This window comes from Henriciella algicola (genome assembly GCF_003576245.1).
Lineage (GTDB): Bacteria > Pseudomonadota > Alphaproteobacteria > Caulobacterales > Hyphomonadaceae > Henriciella > Henriciella algicola.
In genome coordinates, this window is the sequence record NZ_QWGA01000008.1 from 90,699 (window position 1) to 109,933 (window position 19,235).

The 19,235-nt window shown below is 60.1% G+C and carries 18 protein-coding genes; 11 read left to right on the forward strand and 7 right to left on the reverse strand.

The window, feature by feature from the left end:
• Positions 1 to 92: 92 nt before the first annotated feature.
• Both D1222_RS13240 and D1222_RS13245 read left to right on the forward strand, forming a co-directional pair.
• A complete protein-coding gene (locus tag D1222_RS13240) occupies positions 93 to 2,081 on the forward strand; it encodes a protein meaA (protein ID WP_119454743.1) in 1,989 nt (662 codons plus the stop codon).
• Between the two features lie 98 nt (positions 2,082 to 2,179).
• Entirely contained in the window at positions 2,180 to 3,253 is a 1,074-nt protein-coding gene (locus D1222_RS13245; RefSeq protein WP_119455176.1) for a hemolysin family protein, read from the forward strand.
• 15 nt (positions 3,254 to 3,268) lie between these two features.
• On the opposite strand, the gene D1222_RS13250 is transcribed toward D1222_RS13245, so the two are convergent.
• From D1222_RS13250 to ubiG, 6 genes are all read right to left on the reverse strand, one after another.
• Positions 3,269 to 3,595, reverse strand: coding sequence for an ArsR/SmtB family transcription factor (locus D1222_RS13250; protein WP_233348763.1), 327 nt, complete (start codon positions 3,593 to 3,595; stop codon positions 3,269 to 3,271).
• Positions 3,588 to 4,031 carry an SRPBCC family protein gene (locus tag D1222_RS13255; protein ID WP_119454745.1) on the reverse strand — a complete coding sequence of 148 codons (444 nt, stop codon included), beginning with the start codon at positions 4,029 to 4,031 and terminating at the stop codon, positions 3,588 to 3,590. Before D1222_RS13255 ends, D1222_RS13250 begins: the two co-directional genes overlap by 8 nt.
• Before the next feature lie 72 nt (positions 4,032 to 4,103).
• Positions 4,104 to 5,486 (reverse strand): membrane-bound lytic murein transglycosylase MltF, encoded by a 1,383-nt coding sequence (mltF, locus tag D1222_RS13260; RefSeq protein WP_119454746.1) that lies wholly within the window; start codon positions 5,484 to 5,486, stop codon positions 4,104 to 4,106.
• Between the two features lie 148 nt (positions 5,487 to 5,634).
• Positions 5,635 to 6,897, reverse strand: a complete 1,263-nt coding sequence (locus tag D1222_RS13265) for a multidrug effflux MFS transporter (RefSeq protein ID WP_119454747.1) — start codon at positions 6,895 to 6,897, stop codon at positions 5,635 to 5,637.
• A 115-nt stretch (positions 6,898 to 7,012) separates the two neighbouring features.
• Positions 7,013 to 7,615 carry a DUF924 family protein gene (locus tag D1222_RS13270; protein WP_119454748.1) on the reverse strand — a complete coding sequence of 201 codons (603 nt, stop codon included), beginning with the start codon at positions 7,613 to 7,615 and terminating at the stop codon, positions 7,013 to 7,015.
• The gene (ubiG, locus tag D1222_RS13275) at positions 7,615 to 8,403 is read right to left on the reverse strand and encodes a bifunctional 2-polyprenyl-6-hydroxyphenol methylase/3-demethylubiquinol 3-O-methyltransferase UbiG (protein ID WP_119454749.1); all 789 of its coding nucleotides are present in this window, start codon (positions 8,401 to 8,403) and stop codon (positions 7,615 to 7,617) included. Before ubiG ends, D1222_RS13270 begins: the two co-directional genes overlap by 1 nt.
• Before the next feature lie 132 nt (positions 8,404 to 8,535).
• Here ubiG and D1222_RS13280 point away from each other — a divergent pair, with 132 nt between their 5' ends.
• The 3 genes from D1222_RS13280 (at position 8,536) to D1222_RS13290 (ending at position 13,141) form a co-directional block, all read left to right on the forward strand.
• The gene (locus D1222_RS13280; protein ID WP_119454750.1) at positions 8,536 to 9,783 is read left to right on the forward strand and encodes an aspartate kinase; all 1,248 of its coding nucleotides are present in this window, start codon (positions 8,536 to 8,538) and stop codon (positions 9,781 to 9,783) included.
• 25 nt (positions 9,784 to 9,808) lie between these two features.
• Positions 9,809 to 12,088 (forward strand): phosphoenolpyruvate--protein phosphotransferase, encoded by a 2,280-nt coding sequence (gene ptsP / locus D1222_RS13285; RefSeq protein ID WP_119454751.1) that lies wholly within the window; start codon positions 9,809 to 9,811, stop codon positions 12,086 to 12,088.
• Between the two features lie 84 nt (positions 12,089 to 12,172).
• Positions 12,173 to 13,141 (forward strand): helix-turn-helix domain-containing protein, encoded by a 969-nt coding sequence (locus D1222_RS13290; protein ID WP_147371878.1) that lies wholly within the window; start codon positions 12,173 to 12,175, stop codon positions 13,139 to 13,141.
• Between the two features lie 84 nt (positions 13,142 to 13,225).
• Here the strand turns inward: D1222_RS13290 and D1222_RS13295 are convergent, their stop codons facing one another.
• On the reverse strand, positions 13,226 to 13,666 hold the full coding sequence (locus tag D1222_RS13295) for a pilus assembly protein N-terminal domain-containing protein (protein WP_119454753.1): 441 nt from the start codon (positions 13,664 to 13,666) through the stop codon (positions 13,226 to 13,228).
• Positions 13,667 to 13,918: 252 nt separating this feature from the next.
• On the opposite strand from D1222_RS13295, the gene D1222_RS13300 reads away from it, so the two are divergent.
• The 6 genes from D1222_RS13300 to D1222_RS13325 all read left to right on the forward strand — a co-directional run bounded on the left by D1222_RS13300 (position 13,919) and on the right by D1222_RS13325 (position 19,216).
• Positions 13,919 to 14,077: a Flp family type IVb pilin gene (locus D1222_RS13300; RefSeq protein WP_119378845.1), complete on the forward strand. Its 159-nt coding sequence runs from the start codon at positions 13,919 to 13,921 to the stop codon at positions 14,075 to 14,077.
• 148 nt (positions 14,078 to 14,225) lie between these two features.
• Positions 14,226 to 14,723, forward strand: a complete 498-nt coding sequence (locus D1222_RS13305) for an A24 family peptidase (protein ID WP_119454754.1) — start codon at positions 14,226 to 14,228, stop codon at positions 14,721 to 14,723.
• 98 nt (positions 14,724 to 14,821) lie between these two features.
• Positions 14,822 to 15,655 carry a Flp pilus assembly protein CpaB gene (gene cpaB / locus D1222_RS13310; RefSeq protein ID WP_119454755.1) on the forward strand — a complete coding sequence of 278 codons (834 nt, stop codon included), beginning with the start codon at positions 14,822 to 14,824 and terminating at the stop codon, positions 15,653 to 15,655.
• Positions 15,655 to 17,124, forward strand: coding sequence for a type II and III secretion system protein family protein (locus D1222_RS13315; protein ID WP_119454756.1), 1,470 nt, complete (start codon positions 15,655 to 15,657; stop codon positions 17,122 to 17,124). Before cpaB ends, D1222_RS13315 begins: the two co-directional genes overlap by 1 nt.
• 11 nt (positions 17,125 to 17,135) lie before the next feature.
• Positions 17,136 to 17,840, forward strand: a complete 705-nt coding sequence (locus D1222_RS13320; protein ID WP_119454757.1) for a CpaD family pilus assembly protein — start codon at positions 17,136 to 17,138, stop codon at positions 17,838 to 17,840.
• 32 nt (positions 17,841 to 17,872) lie between these two features.
• The gene (locus D1222_RS13325) at positions 17,873 to 19,216 is read left to right on the forward strand and encodes an AAA family ATPase (RefSeq protein WP_119454758.1); all 1,344 of its coding nucleotides are present in this window, start codon (positions 17,873 to 17,875) and stop codon (positions 19,214 to 19,216) included.
• Positions 19,217 to 19,235: the final 19 nt, after the last annotated feature.

Sequence of the window (19,235 nt, forward strand, 5' to 3'; positions counted from 1 at the left end):
CGAGCGGCGTGATGCAATCCCCCAACTGGTAGAACTTGCCCTGACGCTACGTTCGGTACATGTTGCGCCGCAATATAAGGAGGAGCGTATAAATGAGTGAACGCGATTACCAGCACGATGCCGACAGGCCGTGGATTTTCCGTACCTATGCGGGCCATTCCACCGCAGCGAAGTCCAACGCGCTCTACCGCTCCAACCTTGCGCGCGGCCAGACAGGCCTCTCCATCGCCTTCGATCTGCCGACACAGACCGCCTATGACAGCGACCACGTTCTCTCGCGGGGCGAAGTCGGCAAAGTCGGCGTGCCGGTCAGCCATCTTGGCGATATGCGCACCCTTTTCGAGGGCCTGCCGCTGGAGGAAATGAACACCTCCATGACGATCAATGCGCCGGCTGCCTGGTTGCTCGCCCTCTATGTGGCGCTTGCCGATGAGCGCGGCGATGATCGCAAGAAACTGCGCGGCACCACCCAGAACGATATCATCAAGGAATACCTCTCGCGCGGCACCTATGTGTTCCCGCCAGAGCCATCCATGCGCCTCATCGCTGACATGGTCAGCTGGTGCTACACCGAAGTGCCAAAGTGGAATCCGCTGAACGTCTGCTCCTACCACCTGCAGGAAGCCGGCGCGACGCCAGAGCAGGAGCTTGCCTACGCCCTCGCGACCGCCTGCGCCGTGCTCGACAAGGTAAAGGCTGGCGGCCAGGTGCCTGACGAGGATTTCCCGACCGTCTTTGGTCGCATCTCCTTCTTCGTGAACGCAGGCGTGCGCTTCGTGACAGAGCTCTGCAAGATGCGTGCTTTCACGGACCTTTGGGAAGAGATTGGCCGTGAGCGTTACGGCGTCGATGACGAGAAGGCGCTCCGCTTCCGCTATGGCGTACAGGTCAATTCGCTCGGCCTGACAGAGCAGCAGCCGGAGAACAATGTCTACCGCATCCTGCTCGAGGCGCTCGCGGTGACCCTGTCCAAGCGCGCCCGCTGCCGCGCGCTCCAGCTGCCTGCCTGGAATGAGGCCATGGGCCTTCCGCGTGAGTGGGACCAGCAATGGTCGCTGCGCCTCCAGCAGATCCTCGCCTACGAGACAGACCTTCTGGAATTCGAGGACCTGTTCGACGGCAGCCACGTCGTCGATGCGAAGACCAATGAGCTGAAAGAAGGCGCGCGCGCCGAACTTGCCCGCCTCGATGAGATGGGCGGCGCAGTCGATTCTGTGCCCTATATGAAGGAAAGCCTCGTCGGCGCGCATGTTGAGCGCATCCTCGCCATCGAAAGCGGTGCGCAGACCGTCGTTGGTGTGAACCGCTATCAGGAAACGGCCGACAGCCCGCTCAGCGCTGGCGAGAAAATGATCGAGACCGTCGATCCGATGGTTGAGGCAGGTCAGGTAAAAGCCTTGAAGGACTGGCGCAAATCCCGTGATGAGGCGGCTGCTCAAGCTGCGCTCTCTGCCCTTCAGGAAGCCGCTCGGTCCGGTGAAAACATCATGGAGCCGTCCATCGCCGCCGCCAAGGCAGGCGTCACGACGGGCGAATGGGGCGGCGCTCTGCGCGACGTCTTCGGCGAATATCGCGGGCCAACTGGTGTCGCGCTCACCATTGAGACGCGCGGTGACGAGGATATCGAACAGACCCGCGCGCGTGTTGAGAAAGTGTCCGAAGCGCTCGGCCGCAAGCTCACTTATGTGCTCGGCAAGCCCGGCCTTGATGGCCACTCCAATGGCGCCGAACAGATTGCCAGCCGGGCGCGCGCCTGCGGCATGGATGTCGTCTATGAAGGCATCCGCTTCACGCCGGCCGATATCGCCGCGCAGGCTAAGGAAGCCAACGCTCACGTCGTCGGCCTCTCCATCCTGTCGGGCAGCCATCTCGACCTCGTCCGCGACACGATTTCAGAGCTGCGCAAGGCGGGCCTTGAGAATGTGCCCCTCATCGTTGGCGGCATCATCCCGCCAGAGGATGAGCGCGCGCTGAAGCAGATGGGTGTGCGCCGCGTCTACACGCCAAAGGACTTCAAGATCACCTCGATCATGAGTGATGTCGTCGACACGGTAGAGGATGCCTGGCTGGAAAAGGTTTAGGCGCAACAGGCGCTGCATGTTACGCGTTAGGCGCCTAAAGCTATCCCAAATCCAGTCTGCCAGAGGAGACTTTGCAGGCCCTACCGCCTGAAAGCATCATGACCCTACTTCTTGTTTATCTCGCCATTGCGATCGGTGTTTCGTTCTTCTGTTCGGTCGCCGAGGCGGTGCTTCTCTCAGTCAGACCTTCCTATATCGCGACGCTGGAGCAGCAGAAGAAGCCGGGGGGCAAGGTGCTCGCAAAGCTGCGCAACCGGATCGACCGCCCGCTTGCGGCAATCCTGACGGCTAACACGATTGCCCATACCGTGGGCGCGGCGGGCGTTGGTGCTCAATCGGCCGTGGTGTTCGGCAACGCCTATCTCGGCGTGACGTCGGGCGTGCTGACGCTGCTGATCCTCGTCTTCTCTGAGATCATTCCGAAATCCATCGGCGCGGCCTACTGGCAGAAGCTCGCCCCCTTGATGGGCACGCTCATCTGGTGGCTCACCATTTTGCTGACGCCATTCGTCATCATTTTCGAGCAGCTAACCAAGCTTGTCTCTGCTGGCGCCCATGGCCAACCAACCTTCAGCCGCGACGAGTTGCAGGCCATGGCCCGCATTGGCGCTGAAGAAGGAGCAATCAATGCGCGAGAGCACCGCATCCTGTCCAATGTGATGAAGCTCAACCGCCTGTCGGTGCGGGACATCATGACCCCGCGCCCGGTCATCTTCTCGGTCCCCGCGACCATGAATGTCGATGAGTTCTTCCAGAAGCATTCTGAAAAGCCGTTCTCGCGCATCCTCGTCTCGGCTGGCGATACCGATGACATGACGGGCTATGTCCTGAAGAATGATCTTCTCGTGGCGCAGGCCCGTGACGAGTTTGATGCCGCTCTAGGCACCTTCAAGCGCGATATCCTGACCATCCCAGACAGCAAGACGGCATCGGCCACGTTCGGCCTCCTCATGGAAGACAAAAGCCATATTGCCGTTGTCGTGGATGAGTTTGGTACCGTCCTCGGCCTCGTCACGCTTGAAGATATCGTCGAGACGCTGCTCGGTCTCGAAATCATAGATGAGCAGGATGTCGTCGAAGACATGCAGAAGCTCGCCCGCCAGCGCTGGAAAGAGCGTATGGGCAGCATGGGCATCAATGCCGACCTGATTGACGATACATCGAAGAAGTAATTTTCAGCCGGGCTCTCAATCCTCGCCCAGAAAAGTCTTCAGACGGCTGATCGCCTCGTCCCAGTGGCGGGAAACTGATTGTAGATAGTCCGCAAGATCATTCAGCTTGCTTGGATCGAGTGCGAAGCGGCTTTCGCGTCCGATCCTGTCATTGGCAACGAGACCGGCTGTTTCCAGCACCTTCAAATGCTTGGTCACAGCCTGTCGGCTCATCCCCACGCCCGATGCAAGCTCTGATATGGAGCGGCCATGACCATCGCTCAGCGTCTCGACAAGCGCGAGCCGGGTTGGGTCGCCCAGCGCAGCAAATATGGCGGCCTTGTCGCGCGCGGCACTAGCCACCGACAAAGACCTCGATATTGCGCAGCTGTTCTTGCCAGCCGCCTTCATTGCTCTCAAACGCTTGCCTGCCAGCCTCTGGTGGGAAGCTCGCAAATCCGGACTCGATGATGGTGAGCTGCGTGCCCGTGCCCTCTGGCTTCAGCTTGAATTCAACGAGCGTCTGGAGGCGCGGCGTACCCGGCTCGACCTCGATATTGTCGTGATACCAGATGAAGGCGAAGTAGGTCTTCGGCTGGATCGACCGAGTAAGGCTTTCCCACTTGAAATGCTCATAGCCCGGATAGGTGATGTGGCCTGTCGTCACCTCGCCTTCCTCGAACGGCTCATACAGCTTCACCTTGAACCATTCGCCGAATTTTTCGTGGTCGATGATGGCGTCCCAGACCTTGTCGATCGAGGACTTCAGCGTGGTCGTCTTGGTGATGCTATCTTGCATGCGCAACTCCGTGGTTGCGCAATCGGTAGCAAACTGGGCGGGCATTCGCAACCAATAGGTTGCGCGTAAGCCTTAGACCGGCACGTTCGCCCGCAGCATATTGTAATAGTCGCGGATCCGCTCGACGTAGCGCACCGGCTCGTAGCCGCGCGCGTATCCATGATTGACCGAATTATAGTATTTCGGGCGCGTCAGAAGCGGCAGCATCCGCTCAATATTCTGCCAGTCATTTGGGTTGAGACCCTGCCTGCGCGCCAGTGTACGGGCATCATAAACATGGCCCATGCCGACATTGTACGCGGCAAGCGCAAACCAGAGGCGGTCCTCACCCTGAATGGCATCAGGTAGCCTGTTGTAGAGTCGCGCGAGATAGCGAGCGCCGCCATCGACGCTTTGCGCAGGGTCTGTCCTGTCCTGAATACCAACTTCCTTGGCCGTCGGTCTCGTCAGCATCATGATACCACGTACGCCCGTCGGACTGACGGCATTCGGATCCCAATGCGATTCCTGATAGGCCTGCGCTGCCAGAAGTAGCCAGTCAAAGGGCTTCTCTTCTGCAGCCGCTTCGAAATAGGTACGATACAGCGGCAGGCGATCTTCGACGCGCTCGACGAAACGCAGCACTTCAACATAATCGAACTCATCGAGATGCCCGAACCAATGCTCGTCCAGCTGTTCAAGATATCCACTGGCGTGAGCTTCCATGAACCAGCCCGCCAGCGCCTGATCCATGCCAGCGATTTCGGAGTTGTAGACCCAGCCAAGTGGTCTTGCCTCGGTCAGCGTCATCGGGATCACAAGGTCAGGATATAACCGCCGCGCATACTCTGCGAGATGAGAGTCGGCCACGGTGCAATCCAGCCTCTGTTCAGCGACATCGCGCAGCATCGGCAATGCAGAACCGGCAATTTCGGTCTCGTAGGATAGCGCAGGATACTCCTCACTGAGCCCTTTCAGCGTCTCGGCATAGGTCGAGCCCCTCACCACCGACAGACTAACCTCGGATAGCGCCTGCACTGTTTGCGGCGCAGGGCCGCTCTGATGACAGACGACGCTTTCCTCAACATTTCGGTATGCGGGTCCGAAGGAGAGCCGCGATTGTCGTGCTTCGGTTATCGTCAGGTTTGCAGCAGCGATATGCGCCCGGCCGTCTTCCATGGCGTCCAAGATGTCATCGATACTATCCATCTGGATGAATCGAGGGGTCACACCGAGGTCTTCGGCGAAGGCTTTCATAAGGTCTGCTTCATAGCCGATTGCGCCGGCGCGCGACGCACTGAACGTCGTCGGGCCTTCCAGCGTCAAAACGATCAGATCTCCATCTTCCTGGATGGTTTCGACAGACCCGCCCTGTACGACATCGGTCGTCTCTGGCGCGGAGTTACATCTCGTCGTGCTAAGTCCCGCCAGGATCGTCGCGCCAGCTATGAAGCTAATGCGAACTTTCTCATGCATACACACACAATAGGTGAACGCGGCGTCAGTTCAAAATTTCGCCGAGATTCTTTCCTTTAGCGAAAATCCTGCAACCATGGCGTGCGTGGCGGACTCTGATGGGACGGATTTTCGCAAACTCGTCCCGATTCTGCAGGGCTTCAAAAAATCAGTCTTCGTATTCTGGATCGTCGCGGCTGCCGAACAGGCGGCCCTTTTCAGTGAACAGCACGATCAGAAGACAGCCAAGACCCAGCCCGACATAGCCTTCAAGGATAGGCACAACAGAGCCATTGAAGCGGCTCGCCACCAGCCAGCCGAAAAAGCTCGCCACCGTGGTCGTCATGAAGCCATAGGCGGCGCTGCCCGTTCCGGCGATCTTGCCCAGCGGCTCCATCGCGAGCGCCGAGAAGTTCGCGCCGATGAGACCAAAGCAGGCAAAGGTCAGCGCGAAGAGCGGGTAGAAGATGATGAGCCGCTCGCCGAACTGGATCATGGCCAGCGTGTTGACGCCCGCCAGCACGATGAAGCCAAGCAGGACCGTATGGCTCACCCGGCGCATGCCGATCCGCTCGACAATGCGTGAATTCATGAAGTTTGCAATCGAGAGCGCGCCAGCGATGCCAGCGAACCAGAGTACGAACGTTTCCGACTTGTTGAACACGTCGCGGAAAACCTGTTCGGATGAGGCGACATATGAGAACAGCGCACCGAAAATGACGCCGCTGGCGCACATATAGCCGAGCGTCACACGCGTCGTCAGAACCTGCTTATACGCCTTGAATGAGCCGCCGATATTGAGGGGAGGGCGGTTTTCTGCCGGAAGCGTTTCGGGCAGGCGCAGCGTGATCCAACCCATCATCAGCAGCCCGGCAATGCCAAGGATGCCAAAGGTCCACTGCCACGGGGCAAACAGCATGACGCCCTGGCCCAGCGATGGGGCCAGGATCGGCACCACCATGAACACGGTCATCACCAGTGACATGAGCCTTGCCATCGCCCGCCCGCCCATAAGGTCGCGCACGACGGAGACGGCGATCACGCGAATGCCGGAGGCTGCGATGCCCTGTAGGAAGCGGATGACGAGCAGCATGGAGAAGCTGGTCGCCGCCATGCAGGCGAAACCTGTAATCGTGTAAAAAGCGATGCAGCCAAGGACGATCTTCTTACGCCCGACACTGTCAGAGATCGGTCCGAAGACCAGCTGCGGCGCCCCAAAGCCGAGCACATAGGCAAAGATCACCAGCTGCTGGTCATTGGCTTCCTGCAGGCCGTAGGACTGCGCAATGTCGTGCAGCGCGGGCAGCATCGTGTCGATGGCCAGCGCGTTCAGCGCCATCATCGCGGCAATCATGCCAACGAATTCCCACAGTGGCATCGGAAGGGCAGGGCGGACGGCCGGTGCGATTGTTTCTACTGTTTCACTCTGCATCGGGCCACTCGTCCATCGTCCAGCACGGCTATCTGGCCCGCCAGGTTTCAATTGCAACCACCGCTCGTGCATAGCTGCAAGTCTGACTTAAGGGGAGGGGTGCCTGCCTGGGTGCCTAGAAGCCTGCGCCCGGCTGGGCGAGATACTTCTCTTCGGCAGGGGTAGAGGTACGTTGAAGCAGCTCATTCCTGTGCGGAAAACGCCCGAACCGCTCGATCACTTCGCGATGCTTATAGGCATAATCGAGCGTCGTCTTGCAGAACTCTTTATAGTCCGGGCGGGCGTCTTCGCTCAGCTTTTCAAACAGCGCGACAGAGCGGTTCTGGTCCGCCATTTTCTCTGAATGCTCGGCAGGCAGATAGAAAAAGACGCGTTCGGTTTCCGACAGCGTCCTGTCCTGGCCAAGGTCGAGGCCGACCTGCATCAGGTGGCGGCTCAATGGATCATGCATGAAGCTGTAGCGGTGACCGCGAAAGATGTTCCGGCTGAACTGGTCCAATGCGATGATGGCCGCCAGCCGCCCGCGCGCGCCGCGATTTGCCCAGTCGGCGGCAAGGCCAGCCGAAAGCGCGCCGATCACATCGGTAAACCGCCGGGCAATTTCCTCATCCGTCTCGAAGCTCTTGGTGAACCAGAGCTTGTTCATTTCCTGCAGGCGTCCGGTCGATGTGGCCGTATCGCCAATCCAGTAGGACAGGACATCTTCAGGTGTGATCATTAACCGCCTCCAGGCGATACAGGCCGCCGCGCGACGAGCATGTAGTTGACCTTCGTGTCATCCGAAAGCCGCCAACTGTCTGAAACCGGATTGTAGGACACACCTTGCGGGCGGTCCGTTTCAAGCCCTGCCATCTGCAGCGGTGCAGCGACCTCCGCAGGCGTCAGGAACTTCGAAAATTCATGCGTGCCGGGCGGCAGCCAGCGCAGCACATATTCAGCGCCGACGATGGCCAGTGCAAACGCTTTCGGCGTCCGGTTCAGCGTCGCTGCAATCATCAGCCCGCCAGGACGTAGCAGCGCGGCTGTGTCCTTCATGAACTGCGCAGGGTCAGCGACATGCTCGACGACTTCGAGGTTCAGCACGATGTCGAAGGGTTCGACGCCTGCCTCCAGCAAGCCTTCCGCCGTGCCCGCGCGATAATCGATGTCGAGACCGCCCTCGCGCGCATGGGTCAGCGCTGTCTTGATATTTGCTTCGCTCGCATCGACGCCGGTCACACTCGCGCCAAGCCGTGCCATCGGCTCGCTGACGAGACCCCCGCCGCAGCCAATATCAAGCACCCGCAGCCCCTCAAGCGGCTTTCGCGCCGTCCCATCCAGTGCGAAATGGGCGCAGGCCGTATCGCGGATGAAACCAAGGCGCACCGGATTGAACTTATGCAGCGGTTTGAACTTGCCCTTCGGGTCCCACCACTCTGCTGCCATGGCAGAGAATTTGGCGACCTCATCGGGATCGATGCTCGGCTGGCGGGGTTCCGCTACGGTATTTTCTGAGAATTCATCCATCTCTTTAGCAATCCTGTTTGCGCTCGCATCCTGACACGACTAAAGCTGCGCCCGGGACATCCGGGGATATCCTGATGACCCCGATCATATGATCGGTCTTATCTCTATTTGGGAGGGCCAGGCGGCGAGGCAATGCAGCGCACGGTTCTGAAATTTGGCGGTACGTCGGTGGGCGATCTCGATCGGATCGCGCATGTCGCCGATCTTGTGTCCTGGCGGGCAAGCCAGGGCGAGAAGCTCGCAGTGATCGTCTCTGCCATGGCTGGTGAGACAAACAAGCTCGTCGGGTTTGCGCGCGGCGCGGCTGGCGACAATCTCAGCGGTCCGTCTTTTGATGACGAATATGACGTCGTCGTTTCGTCTGGGGAGCAGGTCACCAGCGGCCTTCTGGCGCTCGCCCTTCGCAAGCGCGGCCTCAAGGCACGCAGCTGGCTCGGCTGGCAGCTCGCCATGAAAACCAGCTCCGCCCACGGCAAGGCGCGGATCATGGGCTTTGAGAATTCAGGCCTTCTGGACGCTGTCGATGGCGGTGAGATCGCTGTCATCGCCGGTTTCCAGGGTGTGACCGATGAGGGCCGTGTCTCGACGCTGGGCCGGGGCGGCTCTGACACCAGCGCTGTGGCCGTCGCTGCTGCGCTCGGCGCAGAAAGCTGCGATATCTATACCGATGTGGACGGGGTCTACACGACCGACCCGCGCATCGTTCCGCAGGCGCGCCGGCTCGACAAGATTTCCTATGAAGAGATGCTCGAAATGGCATCGCTTGGCGCAAAGGTCCTCCAGACCCGCTCGGTCGAGCTCGCCATGAACCACCAGGTGCGCGTGCGTGTGCTGTCGAGCTTCGCGCAGCCCGGGGAAGACAATCCAGGCACCTATGTCTGCAGTGAGGATGAAATCGTGGAAAAACAGATCGTCAACGGCGTCACCTATTCGCGCGATGAAGCCAAGGTCACTCTCTACGGCGTAGAGGACAAGCCGGGCGTCTCGGCCCGTATCTTCTCCATGCTGGCAGATGCAGGCGTGAATGTGGACATGATCGTGCAGGCAAATGCGCGTGGCCCTGAACGCGCCAACATGGTTTTCACCTGCACCAGCGCCGACAGCGAAAACGCCGAGAAACTGCTGCTCAATTCCAAGGCAGATATTGGTTTTGAATCGCTCAGCGTGTCGCGCGATGTCGCCAAGGTTTCCGTGATCGGCGTCGGCATGAAAAGCCATACCGGTGTTGCTGGCACAATGTTCGATGCCCTCTACAGGAAGGGGATCAATATCGACGTGATCTCCACCTCCGAAATCAAGATTTCGGTTCTGATCGATGCGGCCTACACCGAACTCGCAGTACGTGCACTTCACACTGCCTTTGGACTTGACGCTACGTAGCTGAGCAAGCCAAGAGCGGCTTGTCATGCCTCAAAGTTTTTCGGTCCCTCGACTTCTGATTAATCGCCTGCGCGACGTCATGGCGGGCGACATGGAGGCTGACACCCGCCTTCAGAAGGTGGTGACCCTCATTGCGGGCACGATGGTCGCCGATGTGTGCTCAATCTATAAGCGCACCGACACGGATGAGCTTGAGCTCGTTGCAACCGAAGGTTTGGCCGCGACCGCTGTCCACCAGACCCGTATGGCCTTCGATGAGGGGCTTGTCGGTCAGATCGCCCTGTCGGGAGAGCCGCTCTCCATTCAGGATGCGCCGCGCCACCCCGCCTTCTCCTACAGGCCGGAAACGGGCGAGGACCCCTATCACGCCTTCCTCGGGGTGCCGATCCTGCGCGGCGGACGGGTCATTGGTGTGCTCACCGTACAGAACCGGACAGAGCGGCTTTACGACGAAGACGAAGTCGACAGCCTGCAGACCATTGCCATGGTGCTGGCTGAGGTCGTCGCCTCCGATGTGCCGACGCAGCCATCTTCGGCTGACCCGCGCGAAAGTCGGCCCATCACGCTCAGGGGCCGTATCCTGGGTGAGGGCCTCGGCCTCGGCGCGGCACGGCTACATGACCCCATCGTCTCGCCTGCGCGATACTTCACGGATGACCCTGACGCCGAAGCGCGCCGCCTCAGCACGGCCCTGCGCCAGCTGCAAGCCTCCCTCGATCGGATGCTCACCAATGATGTGAGCGCGATCTTTGGCGAGCCGCGTGAAGTTCTTGAAGCCTACAAGATGCTGGCCAGCGACCCGATGTGGGCCGCCCGTCTCGAAGAGACCGTCCGCTCTGGTCTTTCCGCAGAAGCCGCCGTCGATCGCTCGCGGCGTGAGCACAGGATAAAGCTCGAAAACGCCGCCGACCCGTATCTGCGCGAACGCCTGCATGACCTTGAAGACCTCGACAATCGGCTCCTGCGTGTCCTTGCGGGCAGTGATGGCTCGGCCGTCGGCGCGGACGGGGCAGAAGCGGGTGCAGCAAGCGAAGTCCTGATCGCGCGCCGCCTCGGCCCGGCTGAGCTGCTCGAATACCGCAATTCCGGCCTCGCAGCGATCATCCTTGAGGAGGTTGCCCCCTCCAGCCATGCTGCGATTGTCGCCCGCGCCCTCGGCATACCGACCCTTGGCGGCGTTGCCGGGATCAGCAATGCGGTCGCGCAGGGCGATCAGGTCATTGTCGATGCGGAGCAGGGCACGCTCCATGTGCGGCCAGACCAGGACCTGCTGACCGCCTACGAAACCCGCCGTCTCATGCGCACAGAGCGCCAGGCCGCGTTTCAGGCCCTGAAGGACCAGCCATCCCGCACGCGCGACGGCGTCGATATCAAGCTGATGCTGAATGCCGGCCTCGCCCTCGACATGGATGCGATGGAGAAGACGGGCGCTGAAGGTATCGGTCTCTTCCGTACCGAATTTCAGTTCCTCGTCTCCGACACGCTGCCAAAGATGGAATCCCAGATCGGCCTTTACCGGCAGATCCTCGATTATGCTGGCAACCGCCCGGTCCATTTCCGCACGCTCGACCTTGGCGGCGATAAGATGTTGCCGAATGCGAACAAGGGCGAGGAGGAGAACCCCGCCCTCGGCTGGCGGTCCATCCGTTTCGCGCTGGACCGTCCCGGCCTCTTCCGGCGCCAGCTGCGCGCGCTTGTCAGGGCAGCCGATGGCGGCCCGCTCAGCGTCATGTTCCCCATGGTCACCAAGGCCGAAGAGTTCTTCGAGGCCAAGGCGCTGCTCATGGAGGAGATTGAGTGGAGCGTGGCGCGTGGTTTTCAGGCGCCGTGCGAGGTGCGCACTGGCGCCATGTTGGAAGCGCCTGCGCTGGCTTTTTCGCTCGGTGAGCTTGCTTCAGAGGCTGACTTCATATCGGTCGGTACGAATGATCTCCTGCAGTTCTTCTTTGCCGCAGACCGGATGGTGCCGTCTGTTTCAGAACGGTACGATTTCATCAGCAGGCCTGCGCTCCGGTTTCTCGATATGGTCCGCCAGGAATGTGAGCGTCATCAACTCCCAGTGTCTGTATGCGGAGAAATTGCCTCACACCCGCTGGAGGCGCTCTGCCTGATCGGGCTGGGATACCACACGCTTTCCATGCCCGCATCGGGCGTCGGCCCCGTGAAGCGGATGCTGCGCAGCGTGGACCTTTCAACCTTCGGTCCCGAATTTCGCGCCGCAATTTATGATTCAAACGCTGATCTTCGTAACGAAGTATTATCCATTGCGGACATACAGAAAATTGCCTTGAAAGATCATGGATAGGCGGCGTATACCATAAGTGCTGCATGGCATGGGGTATGCAGTTCCCACAATTCATCTGCCAGTCACCGATTGGATAATCGCGTCATGAACGACGACGAGCGTAAAGCACAAGTTGCGTCTTCCGAAGCCGAACAAATTTCGGATCAACCAGTTCAGTCTGGCGATGAAAGTCCTGTTTCCCATACTTCTGATAACCATGATGATACGCCCGTCATCGAGGACGCGGCCGTCGCGCCATCTGGCCGCGACAGTCTGATCGACAATTTTACCGCTGGCGGCATCCTTCGCGCCGCGCGTGAGCGCCAGGAACTGAGCATCGCGGCTGTCTCCAGCGCCCTGCACATGAACCAGCGCGCAATTGATTGCCTGGAGCGCACGACCCAGCCGCCCGGCTACGATATGAGCCGCACGCGCATCGCCGCGAAAAGCTACGCCAAATATCTCGGTATTCCGCCAGAGAACGTCCTTGCGGATTTCCCGATGGACGACAATCCAAAGCTGGCGACCGCTGTCCCGCGTTCGTCTGTTGTCGAAGTTCAGCCGCGCCGCGGCAGCCGTGTCGCGATCCCGGCGGCCGTCATGGCCTGTGTCGTGGCTGCGGGTGTCGGCATCGCCTTCCTGATGGCGCCCGGTGACAGCGTGACAGGCCGTTCTGCGCCTTCCGTCGCTGAACGCGTCGTTGCCGTAAATACCGCTCAGGAAAGCCTGTTTGCCCGCTCGCCGCTGGCCGCCGGTCAGATCGATGCGCCGGAGCTTTCGATTATCGCGACGCGTCCTGAATGGATTGAGGTGCGCGGACCAGACGGCACAATTTTCCGTAGCCGGACGATGGCACGCGGTGAGATCTATTACCCACGTGTCGGTGCAGACTGGACCGTCACCGTGCGCGACGGCACCGCTTTTGAATGGCGTGTTGACGGCCGCCCGATCGGCAATCTGTCTGAAATTGCCGCGCCGGTTTATTCCGCAAGCATCGACGAAGCGGCGGCGGTCGCAGCGGCTCAGAGCCAGCCAACCCTGGCCGCGACGAGCAATAGCCGTCCAAGCCGCTAAGCTCTTGCCATTAAGGTAAATCAAAAAAGCCAGCCCCGAACCGAGGCTGGCTTTCGTTTATCCCGTTGAGAAATGCGCGCGGCCTTAATTGTCCGTCAGACGCTTCAGCTGCTCTGCCTGGTCCAGTGACCGAGAGAAGTGGTCTTCATTGTCGCCCAGAACCGGGGCATCGCGGCATTCGCCTGCGCAATCATATGTATAGGAGCTGCCGCCACGATTGATGGTGACCAGATTGGCTGCGTTCGTCGTTACCACGACATCGGTCTCGATGATGATGTTGTTGTTGGCGTCCAGAACGACGAGGTTCGTGGTGCCAAAGCTCTTGCCCGTCAGAAAGATCATATGCGGGTCGGCGACTGCCACGTCCGCAATGTTCTGATTGCCAATCACCACATTCGCAGCGGCGCGCGACAGGCGCAGCGGCTTTGTCGTCCCGGTTTCAACGGTCATCTGCTGTGCGGCGGCGGTCATGGTCATTGTGCCGGCCATGAGACAAGCGGCGGCGAGCCTGGAAATCAGTTTCATTTCAGACGCTCCTATAGGGCATACGGTCTTTGATAATATTTAGCGTGTAGAAGGTTTCGCGAAGCCTAACAGGAATGGGCGGCACCCGAATGATAGCCGTCTCAGTCTTGGTTAACGCGGCCGTTCAAAGTGTTCAGAAATTTCATCGACCGATTTACGTGATATTTATTTGCACCCTGTAGAAGCATCCCTGTTCCGGCAAAAACAAATGCAATTCGGAACGTCATAAATGCATGATGATGGAGCCTCCAAATGCAAAAGCTTGTACGTTTTTTCAAGAATGAGTCGGGTGCAACCGCTATCGAGTATGGTCTCATTGCTGCCCTGATCGCCGTCGCGATCATCAGCGCTGTTTCCGCTCTCGGCACCAGCACCTCTGACACCTTCAACACGGTTGCCAACGCCCTCTAAGGCAGGCCCGTGAAGGGACGTCCGGCCAGGCTGGACGCATGATTGAAGAGCCGCCCGGGCGCCCGGGCGGCTCTTTTCATTAGCGGGGTGTCAAACTTTTCCCGCTACACCAATTGGCAACACCAGATCCCAGCGGGAGCGAACGCCCATGATTGCCGCGCTTTTTGCCGTTCTATTCCTTTTGCTCTGCGTCTACGCGGCGATCCGCGATATCGAGACGCTGACCATCTCGAACGGCCTCAACGCGATCATAGCCTTCCTGTTTGTCCCGGCGATGATCATCTCTGCGCCGGGCTGGGACGTTGCGGGTGCTCACCTGCTTGCGGGCGTGGCAGCCTTCGTCATTTCAGTGCTTCTCTTCACCTTCGGCATCTTTGGCGGCGGTGATGCAAAGATGATCCCGGGCGTCATGCTCTGGCTCGGGCCGGAAGCGGCCATGCCATTCGTGACCGCAATGGCCGTCGTCGGCGGTCTGCTTGCCGCGACAGTCATCATTGCGCGAAAACTTGTGCCTGCACACGCTGCCCCCGGCTTTGCGCGCGGAACGATGGAGCAGGGCGCAGGCGTGCCGTATGGCGTCGCAATCGCGGGCGGTGCCTTCTACGCCATTCCCTATTCGCCTCTGCTTTCGCTATTGGGCGCATAGCGATTTTGGCAAGTTAACTATGCCTTAGTCTGTGGATGCAAAATTGACGGTTGTGGGGCTCCATATTGCGGGGCTGTTTCGAGCCGGAAAGGTATCCGATGTCTCCCATTCGTCTGATCATCCTTGTCGTTGCCGCAATCGCGGCGATCGGCGCGGCTTTCCTCGTGCGTGGCATGTCCAGCGCGCCCGTCCAGCAAGTCCAGATGGAGCCGCAGGTCATTGAGCGCGAAGTGGAAGTCTCTTCCACCAAGGTGCTCGTCGCCCGCAGCAGCATGCGCACCGGCGCACTGCTCACGCCCGATGATTTCCGCTGGGCCGATTGGCCAGAGCGCGCCCTCAACCCAGCCTACTTCATTCAGGACGCGTCGCCTGACGCGATCGAAGAGCTTTCCGGCAGTGTCGTGAAGACCCCGCTTCTGGAAGGCGAGCCAATCGTCGACCAGAAAATCGTCAAGAAAGGCGAGACCGGCTTCATGGCCGCGCTTCTGGCGCCTGGCATGCGCGCCATCGCCGTTGAGATTTCACCAGAGTCCGCATCCGCCGGCTTCATCCTTCCGGATGACCGCGTCGATGTGATCCTGACCTACGACGTGGAAGTCATGAGTGACCGCGGCATGAGCGACACCACGCTCACCAAGACGGTTATCCGCAATGCCCGCGTTCTCGCCATCGACCAGATGTTCGGTGAGATGGACGGCGTTCCGACGCTGACCGGCTCGACCGCAACGCTTGAGCTTGAGCCACGTCAGGCCGAGCTGCTCGCACATTCCAGCCGCCTCGGTTCCATCGCGCTGTCCCTGCGCAGTGTTGCCGATGCCGACGAAAACCAGGGTGTTCCGGTCGCCAATACGAGCCTTCTCGACGGCGACAGCGGGGCAGGGGGCAGCGGTGTGCGAGTCTTCAAGAACGGTAATGTGAGCGGGGGAAGCTGATGAGCGCGATCTTGCGCAGCCTTGGAGCGGTGTGTTCGCTGGCGCTCCTCACTGCTCCGGTCCCGGCCGGGGCACAGGATATTTCCGGCGTCTCCATTATGGAGCCGGGCGAGACCAGCGTTTCGCAGACGATCCGCCTTGGCCTCAACAAATCCACCGTGATCGAGCTTGAACGCCCGGTCGCTGATGTGGTCATCACCAACCCGTCCATCGCTGACGCCGTCGTGCAGACCGCCCAGCGTCTGATCTTCCGCGGCATCGAAGTCGGCGAAACCAACGCCTTCCTGTTCGATCGTCACGGCCGTCCGATCCTGAACCTCGAAATCGTCGTGAACGCCGACACCGCCGCGCTGGAGCGTCTGGTCGAGCGTTATGTGCCCGGTGCGCGCGTCGCGATCGAGAGCATTGGCGGCAACATGGTCGTCAGCGGCAATGTCGACAGCATCCTTCAGTCCGACCAGATCATGCGCCTCATCAAGGCCTATTCCGGCGATGAAGAGTTTGAGCCCGTCAACATGTTGAGCGTCGCCGCAAAAGATCAGGTGATGCTCGAGGTGCGCATCGTCGAGATGCAGCGCTCGGTCGTCAAACAGCTCGGTATCGATATCGCCGGCAGCTCCATTGGCAGCCTCGAAGATGTCCTCAACTTCGACATCGCATCTGCGACGGGTCTTGCCGTGCAGGGCGCCTCGCTCGGTGGTCTGACCTTCAACCCGCGCTATTCCACCTTCGACGCGAATGGCCGCGAAACGACCATCGGTGCAGGGATTGATGCGCTGGAGCGTATCGGCATCGTGCGCACGCTGGCTGAACCGAACATCTCTGCCATCTCCGGTGAGAGCGCAAAATTCCTCGCAGGTGGTGAGTTCCCGGTCCCGGTTGGCCAGGATGACAATGGCCGTGTCACGATCGAGTTCAAGCCATACGGTGTTGGCCTCGCCTTCACCCCGGTCGTCCTTTCCGAAGGCCGCATCTCGCTCAAGGTCTCGACCGAGGTTTCCGAACTCACCAATCAGGGTGCCTTCCAGGGCCAGTCGGTTGCTGGCGTCGATGGCGATGGCAATGTTGTCACCACCGAAGCGCTGACCATTCCAGCCCTGACCGTTCGCCGCGCCGAAAGCACGGTTGAGCTGCCAAGCGGTGGCTCGATGATGCTTGCCGGTCTGATCCAGAGCCGCTCACGCCAGTCGCTCGACCAGCTTCCGGGCCTCAAGCGTCTGCCGGTCCTCGGCGCGCTGTTCCAGTCGCGCGACTTCCTCAATGAGGAAACCGAACTGGTCGTGATCATCACGCCGTATCTGATCGACCCGACCAATAAGGGCAATCTGCGCACGCCTGCGGACGGCTATGTGAATGCCACCGATGCCCAGTCGGTCTTCTTCGGCGCGCTGAACGCTGTCTATGCCCGCGATGGCGAGGGCCTCAGCCGCGAAAACTACAACGCGCCTGTTGGCTTCATAGAGGAATAGGAGAGCTCAGGATGCATCATCTCAAGACCTCTGGCCTGATCGGCGCACTCGCCGCGGCGACCATGATCGGCGCCTGCACAACCAGCCCCAATAATCTTGTGCCCGCAGACTACCAGACTGGCACGACGCTGGACCGCAACCAGATCGGCGTTGGCGAAACCAGCCAGCGTCTCGAACTTGCTATCGACAGCCGCAGCGCCTGGCTGCGCGCCGGACAGGAAGATCGCGCCCGCGCCTTCATCTCTAATTATCGCCGCAGCGGCCATGGCCTTCTCATCGTTGCTGTGCCGTCCACCTACGGCGCTGACCCTTATGCTGTCGCTGCTGTCTCAGAGGCGCGCGACATCGCCTGGGCTGAAGGCGTTGCTTTCGACGATGTCCGTGCCCGCGCCTATGATGCAGGCGGACGCCGCGATGCCCCGCTTATCCTGACCTATCAGTCCTATGTCGCCATCGCGCCATACTGCCCTGAGAAGTCGCAGGTCCGTTTCTCCGACATCCGCAGCAATAACGATATGCCAGCTCTTGGGTGCTCGGTCCGCGTCAACCAGGCGGCGATGATCGCTGACCCGTCGGACCTCTTCGGCAACCGCCCGCTGGATGAAGGCGACGCCCTGCGTCGTCAGGCCCAGCTGGAGCTCTTCCGTGAGGGCCAGCCAACAGGTGCAGAACGCGGCGAAGCTGAGACAAGCGCTGTTTCGACAGCAGTGAACTGATTTTGAGTGACGATCGAAGGTCTTGAACGACAATGAGCAGAGAAAACGCACTTTTCGATGACGACTTCGACTTTGGCGACGGCGCCGAGGAGCCGAATGATCTTGTTGATCAGCTGACCGGCACCCGCGACGAGGGCGACCTGGCACCGCAAGTGAATATTCCTCAGATGCAGGCGTTTGAGGGCGGCGACCGCGCAATTCCTGCCATTTCGGTTCTGGCTTTCTGCGAAACCAAGCGCGTCTCCTCGATCATCGACCGCGTGAAGAGCGACCGGCGCATGGCCAATGCCTCGGTAAGCATTATTCCGGGCGGCATTCCTGCCGCGATCGAACACCTGTCCAGCAACCCGACCCCGAACCTCATCATCGTCGAGTCCTCGGCCCCGTCCAGCGAGATGATCGCGCAGATCGACCAGCTTGCCGGTCATTGCGATGAAGGTGTTGAGGTCATGGTGGTTGGCGCGACCAATGACATTGCGCTCTATCGCCAACTCGTGGCCCGCGGCGTCAGCGAATATCTCGTCCCACCGATTGAACCGGTCCAGATGGTTCGCTCCATCGGCAACATCTTCACCGACCCTGAAGCGCCATTCGTTGGCAAATCCATCTCGGTTGTCGGTGCGAAGGGCGGCGTTGGTTCGTCGACGATCGCGCACAACCTGGCTTGGTCGCTGGCAGAGAACGCCCGGGTGAACACCTCGCTCGTGGATCTTGACCTCTCCTTCGGCACCACGTCACTCGACTTCAACCATGAGACGCCGCAGACCGTCGCCGACGCGCTACTGGCACCAGACCGCGCCGACGATGCCGTCATCTCGCGCCTTCTGGCAAAGGCGACCGACCGGCTCTCGCTGTTCACGGCGCCTGCCACTGTCAGCCAGCTGATGGACATCGACGCCTCTGCCTATTCGACGGTGATTGAGGGCGTGCGCCGCCTGATGCCCTATGTCGTCCTCGACCTGCCACATGGCTGGTCGCAGTGGATCTACAATACGCTGATCAGCTCTGACGAAGTGATCCTTGTCTGCCAGCCGGACCTTGCCTCGCTGCGCAACGGCAAGAACATGCTCGACAAGCTCAGAAGCCAGCGCCCGAATGACCGCGCGCCCCGCCTCGTCATCAACATGATGGGCGTACCAAAGCGCCCTGAGATCCCGGTGAAGGATTTCGCCGCCGCCATCGAGGCAGAGCCGGAAATCGTCCTGCCATTCGATCCGCAGCTTTTCGGCACCGCGTCGAATAAGGGCCAGATGATCTCTGAGGCAGACCCGCAGTCAAAACCTGCTGTCGCCATCGATGAGCTCGCAAGCAAGCTTTCGGGCCGCGAGACCGTTCAGCCGGAGAAGTCCCTGCTCAAGAAACTTCTCGGAAAGTAAACGGCGCTAGAACAATTCC